This window comes from Candidatus Streptomyces philanthi (assembly GCF_059553635.1).
On the sequence record NZ_JCANQV010000151.1, the window covers coordinates 1 to 14,205 of the forward strand.

12 protein-coding genes and 1 pseudogene are annotated in these 14,205 nt (G+C 73.2%); 7 read left to right on the forward strand and 6 right to left on the reverse strand.

The window, feature by feature from the left end; all coding sequences use genetic code 11:
* Positions 1 to 631, forward strand: a 631-nt coding sequence (locus tag AC51EU_RS18355) for a LamG domain-containing protein (RefSeq protein WP_496268066.1), incomplete at its 5' end; no start/stop codon positions are given.
* A 139-nt stretch (positions 632 to 770) separates the two neighbouring features.
* Here AC51EU_RS18355 and AC51EU_RS18360 read toward each other — a convergent pair.
* Positions 771 to 1,913 carry a bile acid:sodium symporter family protein gene (locus tag AC51EU_RS18360; RefSeq protein WP_496268067.1) on the reverse strand — a complete coding sequence of 381 codons (1,143 nt, stop codon included), beginning with the start codon at positions 1,911 to 1,913 and terminating at the stop codon, positions 771 to 773.
* 275 nt (positions 1,914 to 2,188) lie between these two features.
* Here AC51EU_RS18360 and AC51EU_RS18365 point away from each other — a divergent pair, with 275 nt between their 5' ends.
* The 3 genes from AC51EU_RS18365 (at position 2,189) to AC51EU_RS18375 (ending at position 6,246) form a co-directional block, all read left to right on the forward strand.
* A complete protein-coding gene (locus AC51EU_RS18365) occupies positions 2,189 to 3,052 on the forward strand; it encodes a LysR family transcriptional regulator (protein ID WP_496268068.1) in 864 nt (287 codons plus the stop codon).
* A gap of 397 nt (positions 3,053 to 3,449) precedes the next feature.
* Positions 3,450 to 5,276, forward strand: a complete 1,827-nt coding sequence (locus AC51EU_RS18370; RefSeq protein ID WP_496268069.1) for an AMP-dependent synthetase/ligase — start codon at positions 3,450 to 3,452, stop codon at positions 5,274 to 5,276.
* A gap of 136 nt (positions 5,277 to 5,412) precedes the next feature.
* Positions 5,413 to 6,246 carry an aldo/keto reductase gene (locus AC51EU_RS18375; RefSeq protein ID WP_496268070.1) on the forward strand — a complete coding sequence of 278 codons (834 nt, stop codon included), beginning with the start codon at positions 5,413 to 5,415 and terminating at the stop codon, positions 6,244 to 6,246.
* Between the two features lie 205 nt (positions 6,247 to 6,451).
* Here AC51EU_RS18375 and AC51EU_RS18380 read toward each other — a convergent pair whose 3' ends face one another.
* On the reverse strand, positions 6,452 to 6,913 hold the full coding sequence (locus tag AC51EU_RS18380; protein WP_496268071.1) for a hypothetical protein: 462 nt from the start codon (positions 6,911 to 6,913) through the stop codon (positions 6,452 to 6,454).
* Positions 6,914 to 7,062: 149 nt separating this feature from the next.
* On the opposite strand from AC51EU_RS18380, the gene AC51EU_RS18385 reads away from it, so the two are divergent.
* Positions 7,063 to 8,118 carry a DUF1266 domain-containing protein gene (locus AC51EU_RS18385; RefSeq protein WP_496268072.1) on the forward strand — a complete coding sequence of 352 codons (1,056 nt, stop codon included), beginning with the start codon at positions 7,063 to 7,065 and terminating at the stop codon, positions 8,116 to 8,118.
* 43 nt (positions 8,119 to 8,161) lie between these two features.
* Here AC51EU_RS18385 and AC51EU_RS18390 read toward each other — a convergent pair whose 3' ends face one another.
* Entirely contained in the window at positions 8,162 to 8,977 is an 816-nt protein-coding gene (locus AC51EU_RS18390; protein ID WP_496268073.1) for a maleylpyruvate isomerase family mycothiol-dependent enzyme, read from the reverse strand.
* Between the two features lie 223 nt (positions 8,978 to 9,200).
* Here AC51EU_RS18390 and AC51EU_RS18395 point away from each other — a divergent pair, with 223 nt between their 5' ends.
* On the forward strand, positions 9,201 to 10,163 hold the full coding sequence (locus AC51EU_RS18395; RefSeq protein WP_496268074.1) for a YihY/virulence factor BrkB family protein: 963 nt from the start codon (positions 9,201 to 9,203) through the stop codon (positions 10,161 to 10,163).
* 7 nt (positions 10,164 to 10,170) lie between these two features.
* Here AC51EU_RS18395 and AC51EU_RS18400 read toward each other — a convergent pair whose 3' ends face one another.
* Positions 10,171 to 10,473, reverse strand: a complete 303-nt coding sequence (locus AC51EU_RS18400; RefSeq protein ID WP_496268075.1) for a 4a-hydroxytetrahydrobiopterin dehydratase — start codon at positions 10,471 to 10,473, stop codon at positions 10,171 to 10,173.
* 254 nt (positions 10,474 to 10,727) lie between these two features.
* On the opposite strand from AC51EU_RS18400, the gene AC51EU_RS18405 reads away from it, so the two are divergent.
* A complete protein-coding gene (locus AC51EU_RS18405; RefSeq protein ID WP_496268076.1) occupies positions 10,728 to 11,867 on the forward strand; it encodes a M20 family metallopeptidase in 1,140 nt (379 codons plus the stop codon).
* On the opposite strand, the gene AC51EU_RS18410 is transcribed toward AC51EU_RS18405, so the two are convergent.
* Both AC51EU_RS18410 and AC51EU_RS18415 read right to left on the reverse strand, forming a co-directional pair.
* On the reverse strand, positions 11,864 to 13,264 hold the full coding sequence (locus tag AC51EU_RS18410) for an amino acid permease (RefSeq protein WP_496268077.1): 1,401 nt from the start codon (positions 13,262 to 13,264) through the stop codon (positions 11,864 to 11,866). The two genes, AC51EU_RS18405 and AC51EU_RS18410, sit on opposite strands and share 4 nt — an antisense overlap.
* A 342-nt stretch (positions 13,265 to 13,606) precedes the next feature.
* A pseudogene (locus AC51EU_RS18415) lies at positions 13,607 to 14,205 on the reverse strand (hypothetical protein); the annotation flags it as partial.

Below are 14,205 nucleotides of genomic sequence, written 5' to 3' on the forward strand. Positions count from 1 at the left end.
GGCCGAGGCGCTGGGCGGCGCCCGCACCACCGACGGGGCCTTCGGACGCGCCCTGGAGTTCGACGGCGGGGACGACGCGGTACGGCTGCCGTTCCGTGGTTCCCTCCCGCTCGGCGCCGACGCCTTCACCTGTAGCCTCTGGTTCCGCTACCGGGCGACGAGCGGGGAGCAGCCGCTGCTGTGGACGGGCGGGACGGGCAGCAGGTCCCCGCAGATGACGGTGGTCGCCGATCCGGCGCACGGCCGGATCACCGCACAGGTGACGGCCGCCACGGGCGCCGCGCCGCCGGCCACCGCCCGCGTCTCCTCCGCCGGGGCCCACAACGACGGCCGCTGGCACCATCTGGCGCTGCGCCGCACCGGGGGCCGGCTGCTGCTGACCGTCGACGGCAAGGACACCACCTCGGCCGCGGACGTCCCCGGCTCGGTGAGCCGCGGTTCGGTCTTCAGCGTCTATCTGGGGCGGCGGGGCGATGCCCGTGCCCGGTTCACCGGGGCGTTGGACGAGGTGCGGGTCTACCGGCGGGCGCTGAGCGACGACGAGCTGACGACGGTACGGACCGGCAACGCGGAGCCGTCGGCCCCCCTGGTTCTGCGGCTGCCGCTGGACCGGGTCGGGCAGGGCGGCTGAGGCCGGGGAACGGTCGGGCGACGGGCCGTCGCTGATCGATTGTCAGTGGTCGGTGCTTCCATGGTTCCCATGCACACCGCATCGGCCATTGCGCCCATGACCAGCAGCCTTGCCCGTTCCTCCGCCCTCTCCGCCGGCTTCAGCGACCCGAGCGACTGGCCGCAGCACCGGCCGCGTCGCCGGCGGCCGCGCCGTGCGGCGGGGGCGTGCCCGCGCTCTCCGCGAGCGCGCTCCCGGGGGCATCACCGGGCGCCGGGAGCGGTCGTGCCGCTCCCGGCCCTCCGGGGCGCGCGGCCGCCTCCTCGGCGTCCGCCCGGGCGGCGTACCGCTTGGCCAGTACCGCGCAGACCATCAGCTGCATCTGGTGGAACATCATCAGCGGGAGCACCGCGAGACCGGCCTGCGCGCCGAACAGCACACTGGCCATGGGGAGTCCGGCGGCGAGGCTCTTCTTCGACCCGGCGAAGGTGATCGCGATCCGGTCGGCGCGGTCGAAGCCGAGCTTCTTGCCTCCGTAGGCGGTCCCGGCCAGCATCACGGCGAGCAGGGCGGCCTCCGCACCCAGCAGGCAGAGCAGACGCGGGATCGAGACCTGGTGCCAGATGCCCTGGGTCACGCCGACGCTGAACGCGCTGTAGACGACGAGCAGGATCGAGCCGCGGTCCACGTAGCCGAGGACCTTCCGGTGCCGGGTGAGGAAGCCGCCGATCCACCGCCGCAGCAACTGGCCGGCGAGGAACGGGAGCAGCAGTTGGCAGACGATCGAGACCAGGGAGTCGGCGGAGAAGCCCGCGCCGTCGCCGTCGAGGACGAGGGCGGCCAGCAGCGGGGTGATCACGATGCCGGCGATGCTGGAGAACGATCCCGCGCAGATCGCCGCGGCGACATTGCCCCGGGCGATAGAGGTGAAGGCGATCGAGGACTGGACGGTGGAGGGGACCAGGCACAGGAACAGCAGCCCGGTGTAGAGGCCGGGCGTCAGCACATGCGGGACGAGGACCCGGGCGGCGAGGCCGAGCAGGGGGAACACCAGGAAGGTGCAGGCCAGGACGGTGAGGTGGAGCCGCCAGTGGCGCAGTCCCTCGATGGCCTCGCGGGTGGAGAGCCGGGCTCCGTAGAGGAAGAAGAGCAGGGCGACGGCCCCGGTGGCGGCGCCGTCCGCGGCCGTGGCGGCGCTCCCGCGGGCGGGGAGCACGGCGGCCAGGGCGACGGTGCCGATCAGCGCGAGGATGTATCCGTCCACGGGCAGCCAGGAGGGGAGGGACAGGGAAGGGCGGCGCATGGTCTCACTTCGGGTCGTTCGGTGTAGGGGCGGCGGCATGGACGGTGCCCTCTCCAGAGTGCCGACCGGCACGGTGATCGGGAACCCCGTTTACCGTAGTCACTGTCATCGCGATCAGTGATGACCCCGCATGCTGGGCCGGCCGCATGCTGTCGGTGGAGAGCGGAAGCGGCGCGCCGGAGACGCCTCCGGTCCCGGCCCGGTCGCCGGGCACATCGGTTCGCGTGCCGCGTACGGACCCGGCGCACCCCGCTGTCCACCCCTCAGGAGGCCCCGTGTTCGACCCCGTGCAGCTGCGGACGTTCCTGACGGTCGCGCAGACGCTGAGCTTCACGCAGGCCGCGCACCGGCTCGGGCTGCGGCAGTCCACGGTCAGCCAGCATGTGCGGAAGTTGGAGGACGCGGCCGGGCGGCGGCTGTTCGTCCGGGACACCCACGCCGTGGAGCTGACCGAGGACGGTGAGGCGATGCTCGGTTTCGCCCGCACGATCCTGGAGGCGAACGAGCGGGCCACCGCGTTCTTCACGGGCACACGGCTGCGGGGCCGGCTCCGCTTCGGCGCGTCCGAGGACTTCGTGCTCACCCGTATGCCGGAGGTGCTCGAAGGGTTCCGCCGGGACCACCCGGAGGTCGATCTGGAGTTGACGGTGGAGCTGTCGGGCACCCTGCACGAGCTGCTGGCGGCCGGCCGGCTCGATCTCGTCCTGGCGAAGCGGCGCCCGGAGCAGACGGGTGACCGGCTGGTGTGGCGGGATCGTCTGGTGTGGGTGGGTACGGACCGTCTGCGGCTCGATCCGCAGCGCCCGGTGCCGCTCGTCGTCTTCCCGCCGCCCGCGGTGACCCGGGCCCGTGCGCTGGAGGCGCTGGAGCGCCAGGGCCGGTCGTGGCGCATCACCTGCACCAGCGGCAGCCTCAACGGTCTGATAGCGGCGACCCGCGCGGGGCTGGGCGTGATGGCGCACACGCGCGGCATGGTGCCGCCGGGCCTGGTGCGGCTGCCCGCCCGCAGCGGCCTGCCGGAACTGGGCGAGGTGGACTTCGTCCTGCTCTACGGGCAGCGGCCCGGCCCGGCGCGCGGGCCGGCGGAGGCGCTGGCCGACGCGATCCTGGCCGGCGGGGACCGGCTGCAACTGCCGTAGCCGTGGTCCCCGGATCGGGTGAAGCCACAGCTGGCAAACGGCCGAACGGGACCTCGGGAACGGTCGGACTTCGACGGCGACCGCGCGGCACTCGGCACCCGGACGGTCGCAGGTGCTCCTCCGCGTACCCATAACGACCACGGAGAGGAACGGTGAGAAAAACGACAGTGACGAATGCGATCACAAATGCAGAGGTTCGGTGCAGATCCGGTCTCCGCACCGTGCTCGTTTGGCACCGAAAGACCAGGTTCATGTCCACGTTTCCCCGGAGTGGCCCGTTTTCACCGGATGACCGGTACCGTGCCCTCCGTTCCCCCGCCTCCCGCGGCCCTCCCGCCCGACGCCCCGTTGGGGTACGGTCGCGGCCCTGTGAGGAGCAGCACGGAAGGCTGGGCCATTGCGTGAGTTCACCGTCCCGCCTTTGGCGACCGCGCCCCGGGTCGGCGGGCTGGCGGACGTCCTTTTCGACCACGCGAACACGGAACCGGACCGTGTCGCCCTCGCCCGCAAGGACGCCCGGGGCCACTGGCGGGACGTGACCGCCGCGGAGTTCCGCGACGAGGTGATGGCCCTGGCCAAGGGGCTGCTGGCACGCGGCGTCCGGTTCGCCGACCGCGTCGGCATCATGTCCCGGACACGGTACGAATGGACGCTCTTCGACTTCGCGCTGTGGACCATCGGCGCCCAGCCCGTCCCGCTCTACCCCACGTCCTCCGCCGAACAGGTCTTCTGGGCCCTGCACAACGCCGGTGTCTCGGCCTGCCTGGTGGAGCACGAGGACCACGCGATGACCGTCGGCTCGGTCATCGACCGGCTCCCCCAGCTCCGTACGCTGTGGCAGCTGAACGCCGACCCGGTGGCGGAGCTGACGGCGGCAGGCAAGCACATCGACGACGAGGTCGTCCACCGCCACCGGATGGCGGTCACCCCCGAGGCCACCGCGACCGTCATCTACACCTCGGGCACCACCGGCCGCCCCAAGGGCTGCGTCCTCTCGCACGCCAACTTCATGGCCGAGGCCGACAACGTCCTCGAACGCTACGACTCCGTCTTCCGGTCCCGGCCCGACGACGAGGCGTCCACCCTCCTCTTCCTGCCCCTGGCGCACGTCTTCGGCCGGATGGTGCAGGTCGCCGCCGTGCGCGGCCGCGTCAAGCTGGGCCACCAGCCCGAACTCGGCGCCCGCGCCCTCCTGCCCGACCTGCGGTCCTTCCAGCCCTCCTTCGTCCTCGCGGTGCCGTACGTCTTCGAGAAGGTCTTCGCGTCGGCCCGGCGCACGGCGGAGACCGAGGGCAGACTGAGCGCGTTCGACAAGGCCGTCGACGTCGCGGTCCGCCATGCCGAGGCGGCCGAGCAGAAGGCGTTCGGCGCCTCCGGCGGCCCCGGTGCCACGCTGCGGATGCAGCACCAGCTGTTCGACCGGCTCGTCTACAGCAAGGTCAGGGAGGCGATGGGCGGCCGGATGCGGTACGCGATGTCCGGCGGTTCGGCGATGCCGCGCCACCTGGGCCTGTTCTTCGCGGGCGCCGGCATCCGGATCTTCGAGGGCTACGGGCTGACGGAGAGCACGGCGGCGGCCACCGCCAACCCGCCGGAACGCACCCGTTTCGGGACCGTCGGCACGCCGATCCCCGGCACCACCGTGCGCATCGCGGAGGACGGTGAGGTCTGGTTGCGCGGCGGCCAGGTCTTCCAGGGATATCTCCACGACCCGAAGGCGACCGAAACCGTCCTGCGGGACGGATGGTTCGCCACCGGTGACACCGGGTCCCTGGACGAGCACGGCTATCTGACGCTCACCGGACGCAAGAAGGAGATCCTGGTGACCTCGGGCGGCAAGTCCGTGTCGCCGGTCGCGCTGGAGGAACGCGTACGCGCGCACCCCCTGGTGGCGCAGTGCCTCGTCGTGGGCGACGACCGCCCGTTCGTCGCGGCGCTGGTCACCCTGGACCCGGAGGCGGTCGCGCACTGGCTGTCGATGCGCGGCAAGCCCGAACTGCTGCCGACGGACCTGGTGCGCGACCCCGATCTGGAGACCGAGATCCGGCGTGCGGTGGTCGCCGCCAACACCCTGGTGTCCCAGGCCGAGTCGATCCGTACCTTCCGGATACTGGCCCATCAGTTCAGCGAGGAACAGGGGCTGCTGACGCCGTCGCTCAAGCTCAGGCGCGCGGCGGTCGAGAGGGCGTACGCGGCGGAGATCGACGCCCTCTACCAGGAATAACTCCGCCGGGACAACCTCGCGGGCCGCTCCCCCGCCCGTTTCCCGCCAGGTGATCGTATCGGTGTGCGAAGGAATACCTGGTGGCAGATGATGGTTGGCGTCACCGAGAACGAACGCCAACCTAAGGATCTCCCCCGTGAGCCAGGTCCCCACCATCACGCTCAACAACGGCGTCTCGATGCCGCAGCTCGGTTTCGGCGTCTGGCAGGTGCCGGACGAGGAGGCGGCCACGGCCGTCGGCCACGCCCTGGAGGCCGGTTACCGCAGCATCGACACCGCCGCGATCTACGGCAACGAGGAGGGCACGGGAAGGGCCCTCGCCGGCTCCGGCATCGCCCGTGAGGAACTGTTCGTCACCACCAAGCTGTGGAACTCCGACCAGGGCTACGACTCCACGCTCAGGGCCTTCGACGCCTCCCTGGCCAAGCTCGGCCTGGACTACGTCGACCTGTACCTGATCCACTGGCCGCTGCCCGCCAGGGACACCGCCCTCGACACCTACAAGGCGTTCGAGAAGATCTACGCGGAGGGCCGCGCCAAGGCGATCGGTGTCTCCAACTTCCTCCCCGCGCACCTGGAGCGCCTGCTCGGCGAGACGTCCGTCGTCCCGGCCGTCAACCAGATCGAGCTGCACCCCTGGCTCCAGCAGGCCGAGTCCCGCGCCTGCCACGCCCGGCACGGCATCGCGACCGAGGCGTGGTCGCCGCTGGGCCAGGGCAAGGGCCTGCTCGACGAGCCGGTCATCGGCCGGATCGCCCAGAAGCACGGCAGGACCCCGGCGCAGGTCGTTCTGCGCTGGCACCTCCAGCTCGGCAACATCGTGATCCCGAAGTCGGTCACCCCGTCCCGGATCGTCGAGAACATCGACGTCTTCGGCTTCGAGCTGGACGCGTCCGACCTGTCGGACCTCGCCGCCCTGGAGAACGGCACGCGCACCGGCCCGGACCCGGCCACCTTCGACATGGTCTGATCCGGCACCCGCCACGGAGCCCCGCCCGCCACTCGGGCGGGGCTGCGGCCCTGTCCCGCCGCCGGTCTGCGGCGACGGCCGCCGTACGCCCGGCATTCGAGTGATCCGCCTGGTTCCCGGGTGTCATTCTTCCCTCGAACGGCCCCTCACCGTGGGTGACTTCCTTGGCACCACGGATCGCCGTGTGCACGGCGGTACGGGCGGGTCAGCGGCGGCAGCGACGGCGGCGGCACCGCGCCCCGCACAGGCAGCCCCATCGCGCCCGCGCGCTCAGCAGGCCCAGGCCGATGCCCAGCATCCAGCCGTCCTTGGCCAGCGGGATGCCCTGTTGCGTCGGCCGCAGGCTGCCCGGCTCGCGCATACCGGGCGTGCGCAGATAGAGCCCGAACAGCGCGCCGGAGAACCCGGTCAGCGCGAGACCGGCGAGCGGAGTCGGCACGACGGGGGCCAGCAGCGCCCCGCCCACCGCGATCTCGGACCACGCGAGCAGCCGGGTGAAGCGCTCCGCGTCCATCCCGCGCAGGAACGGGTAGGCGGTGCAGGCCGCTTCGTGCAGGCCCTCGGCCGTCTCCCGGTCGGCGTGCAGCTTGCCCAGGCCGGAGTTGAGGATGAACGCGCCGGTGACGAGGCGCGGGGGCACATCACGTGGTTCGGGCACCAGCGTCATCGGAGCCTCCTCGATCACTTCGCGATCGGGTCGTCGGGCCCCCCGACCGAGCTTAACCAGGGCGCGCGGAAGGTGCCATGTCACCGGGCACGGGCGCCCGGCCGGTGCCGATTCCCGTCCGGCGGGCCCGGCGCCGTAGGGTCTGCGACGTGGGTATTCCGGGATGGGTGCCGCCGACGGACACCGAGCGGCGGCTGTGCGAAGCGACGGCGCGGGGCGATGTGGACGGGCAGATCGCTGCCCTGGCCGGCGAGGACCTGTATCTCGCGGCGCCGCAGCCGGGGCAGGACCCGCTGCCGGTGTACGACGATCCCGTGGCGGGCACCACCTGCATCCCCGTCCTCACCCGTGGCATGCTGCCGCCCTGGCATCCGCAGCAGTTCTTCGACCGGGTCTCCGTCGAGGAACTCGCGCAGGACTGGCCGAACGACAAGTGGATGCTCGCCGTCAACCCCGGTACCCCGTGCGTGGCGTACCTGGCGGCGACGCCCGCGCACCGCGCCGCCTGGCTGCGCCTGCGCGCCCACATCGGCGTACGGCCCGGAGGGCTGCTCACCACGCACTTCGGCGGTCCGCTGCACGGTCCGCTGGCCCAGGGGCTGGCCTGCGGGGCGCCGCTCGCGGTGCACCACAGCGTGCCGTGGAACGAACTCGGTACGACGTTCCTGGACCACGCGTGGGACGCGCAGACGCTGCGCGAGCAGTGGTCGGTGGCGGACCCGGCGTCCTGGCAGCAGCGGTTCGAGCAGCTGCTCGGCGGGCAGTTCGTACCGGCCGAGGCACAGGCCGCGCTGCGGGCGCGCGCCGCCGGGCGGGACGGCGCGGAGGACGGCGCGGGCGGCGGGCTGCCCGAGCAGGTGGTCCGGTACGAGGAGCGGTTCCGCGCGGAGAGGGTGCTGCCCTCCGGTGGGGAGGTGGTCTCCCTCGTCGCGCTGGACCTGGCCCATGCGGTGAACCTGGTGCGGTGGGGTCTGGGCGCCCGGTTGTGCACCCCGCCGCAGGCCGAGCAGGCGGTGCGGCAGGCCGGTGCGCGGGCCCGTGAGGCGTACGGGTCCTGGGAGGAGTTCGCGGCCGGGTACGCGCTGGGGCGGGTACTGGCCTTCGACAACGGCTGGTTCGGCGCGCCGTACGCCGAGACGGTGCATCTGCACCGGGCGCTCACCCAGGACCCGGCGTCGCCGTGGCGGGGGCTGGCGTTCGCCTGACGGGCGCGCCGGATGCCGTTCCCGACGCCGGCCCCGGCGGCCGTCAGCGGCGGAGCCAGTCGCTGACCTCGTCGCGCCAGGTGGTGAAGAGGTCCCTGTCGCCGAGGAACTGGAGGTCCGGGGCGTCGAGGGGGTGCCGTCGGTACAGGAGGAGCAGGAGAGCGGTGAGCGGGCCGCGCACCGTGGTGGTGGCGGGGGTGCCGCCGTGGGTACGGCGCCAGGAGAGGGCGGCGGGGCCGGAGGTCGTGGTGGTGTCGACGCGCCAGGCGGCGTCGTGCGGTGCGGGGACGTCGGTGGCGTGGAGGAGGAGGGCGCGGCCGGGGGCGAGGAGTGCGCGGCGTCCTTCCTCCGAGGCGGCGGCCTGGGGCAGGGTGCTGAACGTGATCCATTCGTCGAGCCCGTCGCGGGCCGTCCCGGCGTCCAGCGTGTAGGGCGCGCCCACCGTGCGGGCGGCGTCGGCGCGGTGGAGAACGGTCTCGTACGTCATCCGGCGGGCCCAGAACAGTGGCGTCCCGTCCGGCGCCACGGTCCACACCGGCGTGTCGGGGCCGGCGGCGCGCAGGGTCCCCGCGAGTCGTTCCGCGCCCTCGGTCAGCCGGGCGCACAGTGTCGCGATGTCCTCGTCCGTACGGTCGGGGACGTCGTTGACCTCGGTGTCGGGGACGGGTCCGGTGGCGCGGGCGCGTACGACGGTCTCGGCCCAGCGATGGGTTCCGCCGAGGTGGCGCAGGAGCCGGGCGAGGTTCCAGTCGGGGCAGGAGGGCACGGGCGCCGCCGGGTCCGCGCCGTCGAGGGCGGACGTCAACAGGGCGGTCTGCGCGACGATTTCGGAGCAGTAGTGGTCGAGGCTCAGGGGCATGCGGGCACGGTAGGGGACGGCGGGCGGGGTGTCACCGCGAGGGGGCGGCGGCCGCTCGCGTGACGCGCCGTGAAGTACGGTGCTGAACCGGTGCGGCGGGCGGTCCCGCCGGGAGGACGGCGCGGCTTCCACGGGTCCCGCGTGCGCGGGGAGGTGCGCGCCCGCGCCCCGGACCGCACGGCCCCGTGGCCGCACACCGGAGACGACAGGAGGGGAACGACACATGGGCGCGAGCGGTATGCGCCGGACGCCGGAACGGGTGCCGGAGGCGCGGTGCGCGCCGGCGGCGGCCGGGAGCAGCACCCTTCCGCGCGCCGCGACGGCCGCGTCCGCCCTGCGCCGGTACGGGATCGCGCTGCGCCGGACGCCGTTGTCGCTGTGGCACGACGATGTGACCGACTGGGCGGCGAGCCTGACGTACTACTCCGTGCTGGCGCTGCTGCCGTCGCTGATCCTCACGGTGTCGCTGGTCGGTATCGCCGATCCCGCCGGTACCGAGGAACTGATCAACCACGTCGCCTCCCTCGCCCCGGCGGGTTCGGGGGAACCGCTGCGTCACGCGCTGGTCGGGATGGCCCGGCAGCGCACCGCCGCGTGGCTGGTGGTGGGTGGTGCGCTGGTGAGCGCGCTGTGGTCGTCGTGCAGCTATCTGGCGGTGTTCCGGCGGGCGATGCACGCCATGCACCGGACGAAGGACGACCGGCCGCCGTGGCACAAGGCGCCGCGCATTCTCGCGACGGCGGTGCTGCTGATGGCGCTGCTGATCAGTACGGCGGTGGCGCTGCTGGTGAGCGGGCCGATCGCGCGGGCGCTGGGCCGGTGGCTCGGGATGGGCGAGGCGGGTGAGACCGTCTGGCGGCTCTTGCAGTGGCCTCTGTTGCTGCTGCTCGCGATCGTGTTGGTGATGCTGCTGTTCCGGTCGGGGCCGCGGCATTCCCGGGATCTGCGGCGGGCGGTTCCGGGCGGGGTGGTCTCGGTGCTGATGTGGCTGGTGTCGTCCGCCGGTTTCACGCTCTATGTCTCCTGCGTGGGCACCTTCAACCGGCTCTACGGTTCACTCGCCGGCCCGGTCGTCTTCCTGATCTGGCTGTGGTTCTCACATCTGTCGCTGCTGTCCGGCGCGCAGTTCAACGTCGAGCTGGCGCGGGCCGGCCGGGAGGCGCCGCGCCCGGACCCTGGGGCGTAGCGGCCGGTCAGCGGGCGTCGTGGGCGGGGGCGACGGCCTCGACGCGGTGGGCGAGGCCGACGTCGAGGTCGGTGATCCGGCCTCCGGCGCTGTGGGTGTTCACCGCGATCTCCAGCCGGTCGTACGCCAGGGTGAGATCGGCGTGGTGGTCCAGTTCCTCCTGGATGCGGACGATGTGGAGCAGCATCGCGGCGGCCGGGAGATGCCCCGGGAGGTGGTAGCCGCGGCGCAGCTTCCCGTCCGCGACGGTCCAGCCGGGCAGTGCGGTGAGGGCCTCCGCGATCTCCTGCTCGCCGAGCGGTTCCGCCATCGTCCGTGCCTCCGTCGGGTCGGGGTGCGCCGCCGTGGTCCGGGTGCGCGTGGTGGGGTCCAGCCTGGCATGCCGGGGGTTCCCATCGCTTCTCCCGTCGGGATCGGCGAGTTTTGCGCAAAAAACTCTCCGCAGATCGACGGCGATTGAACGAGACAAGAGGCCCACCACCATTGACTAACCTTGCGCAACAAGCGCAAAATCCGGGGCGGGCCGCGTCACTCCGCCGTAGCCGCCCCGAGAGGAGTCCCCGCGTGACAGCAGATCTTCGCGAGTCGGCAGAACCGGGCGCCCGCGACGCCGTGGCGCTCGCACAGCGGCTCGTCAGGACGGACACCCGAGGGGGCGGCGAGCGTCCCCCCGCCGACCTCCTCGCCGCGCTGCTGACCGGGGCGGGCTTCGCAGTACGGGTCGAGGAGCGGGTCGCGGGGCGCGCCAATCTCGTCGCCCGCCGTGGGAGCGGCACACCGATCACGCTGACCGGGCATCTGGACACCGTGCCGGCCGACCCGTCCGGCTGGTCCTTCGACCCGCTGAGCGGGGACATCGTCGGCGACCGGCTGCGGGGTCGGGGCAGCAGCGACATGAAGGCCGGGGTCGCCTGCCTGGTGACGGCCGCGGTGCGGCACACGGACCCGGACACGGCCGTGCAGCTGGTCCTCACCTTCGGGGAGGAGACCGGCTGCGAGGGCGCTTCCCTGCTGGACGGGCTCGCGCCCAGCCCCGTACTCGTGGTGGCGGAGCCGACCGCCAACCGGATCGTCCTCGGGCACAAGGGCGCGCTGTGGCTGCGGCTGACGGCGCGCGGCCGCAGCGCGCACGGCTCGCGGCCGGATCTCGGCGTCAACGCCCTGGTGAAGCTGGCCGCGGCGGCCCAGCGTGTCCACGAGCACCGCGGCTGGCCGGACAGCGCCTCGCACGGCCCGGCCACCGTCAACGTCGGGACGTTCCACGCCGGGGTCCAGCCCAATCTGGTGCCGGACCGCGCCGCACTCACCCTGGACATCCGTACCGTCCCGGGCTTCACCTCCGACGACGCGGTGGCGGCCGTCGGGCGGCTGACGGACGGCGGGGACGGGAGCGTCGGCGTCGAGCGGCTCCTCGACCTGCCGAGCGTCGCCACCGACCCCGGTGACCCGCTCGTCCGGGAGCTGGCCGAGGCGCTGTGCCCGGCACAGGACGGTACGGACCGCACGGCGCCGTGCGCGACCTACTTCACCGACGCCTCCGTCCTCGCCGGGAAGCTCGGCGCCCCGGCCGTCCTCCTCCACGGGCCCGGCGAACCGGAACAGGCCCATGTCACCGACGAGACCTGTTCCGTCCGCGCGATCCACGAGGCGACCGCGGCGTACGGGCGGCTGCTGGCCGCCTGGGGCGCGCGCCGCTTCGGCTAGCCCGCCGCCACCGCGCCGTCGGGAACGCGTTCCCGGTCCGCCTCTCCCGCCGGGCCCATGCGCTCCGTCATGGCGCCCGCGGAGGCTCCCCCGGGGCCGCCGCCGGCCGGGCGTCCGCCCCGGCGGGCGGCCATCCAGGCGTAGACGAGGATGCCGGCGAAGAGGAACAGGACGCCCTGGTAGATCGCCGCGTAGCCGGCGCCCGCGACGAGCCAGAAGGTGAAGCCGAAAGCGACGAGGGCGAGGGTCAGGTCGCGGGCGAAACGGGCGGGGCGGACCTGGTCGCGGCGGCCGGTGAGCAGGAAGTAGACCTGGGCGCCGGCCGCGAGGAGGTAGGGGACGGTCGCCGAGAAGGTGGTGATCAGCACCAGGATCTCGAAGACGCCGCCGACGCCGGTGAAGTAGTTGATCACGGTCAGGGCGCTGGCGAGCACCGCGGCGGCCAGGACGCCGAAGGTCGGTACGCCGCGCCGCTTGGTGAGGAACGCGGCGGGGAACAGGCCGTCCTTGGCCGCGGCGTACGGGGACTGGGCGCTCATCAGCGTCCATCCGTTGAGCGCGCCGATGATCGAGATCACCGCCGCGGCGGCGACGAGCGTGCCGCCCCAGTGGCCGCCGAACATCGCGTTGACGGCGTCGGAGAACGGCGCCTTGGAGCGGACGAGCTTGTCGTGGGCGACGGTGCCGAAGACGGCGACGGTGCCCAGCAGGTACACGACGGCGGCGCCGATGGTGCCCAGGACCGTGGCGCGGCCGACGTTGCGCTCCGGGTCGTGGACCTCGCCCGCGCTCATCGCGGCCGACTCCACGCCGACGTAGCTGTAGAGCAGGATGGCGGCCGCGGCGGACAGCCCGCCGATGCCGCTGCCGCCGGACGCGTTGAACGCGCCGAGGTTGCCCGGGTCGAAGAAGAACAGTCCCGCGATCGCGATGAACAGCAGCGGCGCGAACTTCAGGACCGTGGAGACGAGCTGGACGGCGCCGACGTAACGGGTGCCCGCGAAGTTGGCCAGCGCGGGCAGCCACAGGGCGGCCAGGGCGATCACCAGGTCGGTGCCGCGGGAGGCGTGGCCGGGGAAGAGGACGTGGACGTAGCCGACGGCGGCCACCGCGAGGGCCGCGTTGCTGACCCAGGTCATCGTCCAGTACGACCAGGCGGACAGGAAGCCGGCGAAGTCGCCGAACGCCTCCCGTGCGTAGACGTAGGGGCCGCCGGTGTCGGGGTGGCGCTGGGCCAGCCGACCGAAGACCAGGGCGAGCGCGAGGGCGCCGAGGGTCAGCACACCGAAGGCGACCAGGCTGATGGTGCCGTACGGGGCGACGGAGGCCGGCAGCAGGAAGATGCCGCCGCCGATGATGTTGCCCATCACCAGGCAGGTGGCGATGGGCAGGCTCATCCGGAAGTGCGGCGTGGGGTGGGAGTGCTGGTCGGAGCCGTTCCCGGTACTCCGGCCGGCGGGGCTGCGGTGCATGTGGTGCGCGTCTCTCGTCGTGCCGGGCTGTCCGGATTGCCGGACTGTTTCTCATGGTCACCGGCCCGGTCGGGTCCCGCAAAATCGCCGCGAATGCTCCCGCCGGGGGCCCTCGCGGGCGAAGGATCTACGGTCGCGCGGGCGGGCGGCAGCAATCCCCTCCCCCTGTCCGGCCGGGACACCTCACCGCCGATCCCCTCCCCGGTGAGCGTTATGCCCGATTTTCCACTGGTACGGCATTCCCGTGCGGGCATACCGCCGTCCGGGTCACCCGCGGCCCTCGTTCCTCCGGGCCGACCGCAGCGCCTCGGCGGGGTCCTCCTCGGGCGCGTGACGCGGCGCGGGCGTGGCGGGCGCGGACGGTGCCTCCGCCTCGCGCAGCCAGCGGCGCAGCACCCGGTGCACCTCCTCCGCGCCGACCGGCTCACCGCCTCCGGGGACCGGCTCGGTCAGCTCGGCGGGCCACAGCAGGAACGGCCGGCTCTGCTCACCGCCCAGACCGCCGTGCGAACCGATCTGCTCCTCGAACGCGTGCACCTCGCCGGTGGCGGGGTCGTGGGCGGAGTTGACCATGAGGTCGGCGACGTGCGGGAAGCGGTCGGTGCGGCGCACCGCGTCGGCCGCGCCCTCCCCGAACGGGGCGAGCGGGTCGGTGCCGATGACCCGCCCGGTGTCGAGATGGTGCTCGCAGCCCCCCGGCCCGAGGACCACCGCGCCGTGCTCCTCGGAGCGGACCAGGACGAACCCGATGCCCGGGTGGTGGGCCAGCGCCCCGAGCAGCGCCGGGTGGCGGCGCTCCAGGGCCTCGCGGGTGACCCGGCCGGGCATGTCGGGGAACGACACCAGGCCGAGGTTCCCGGAGGCCA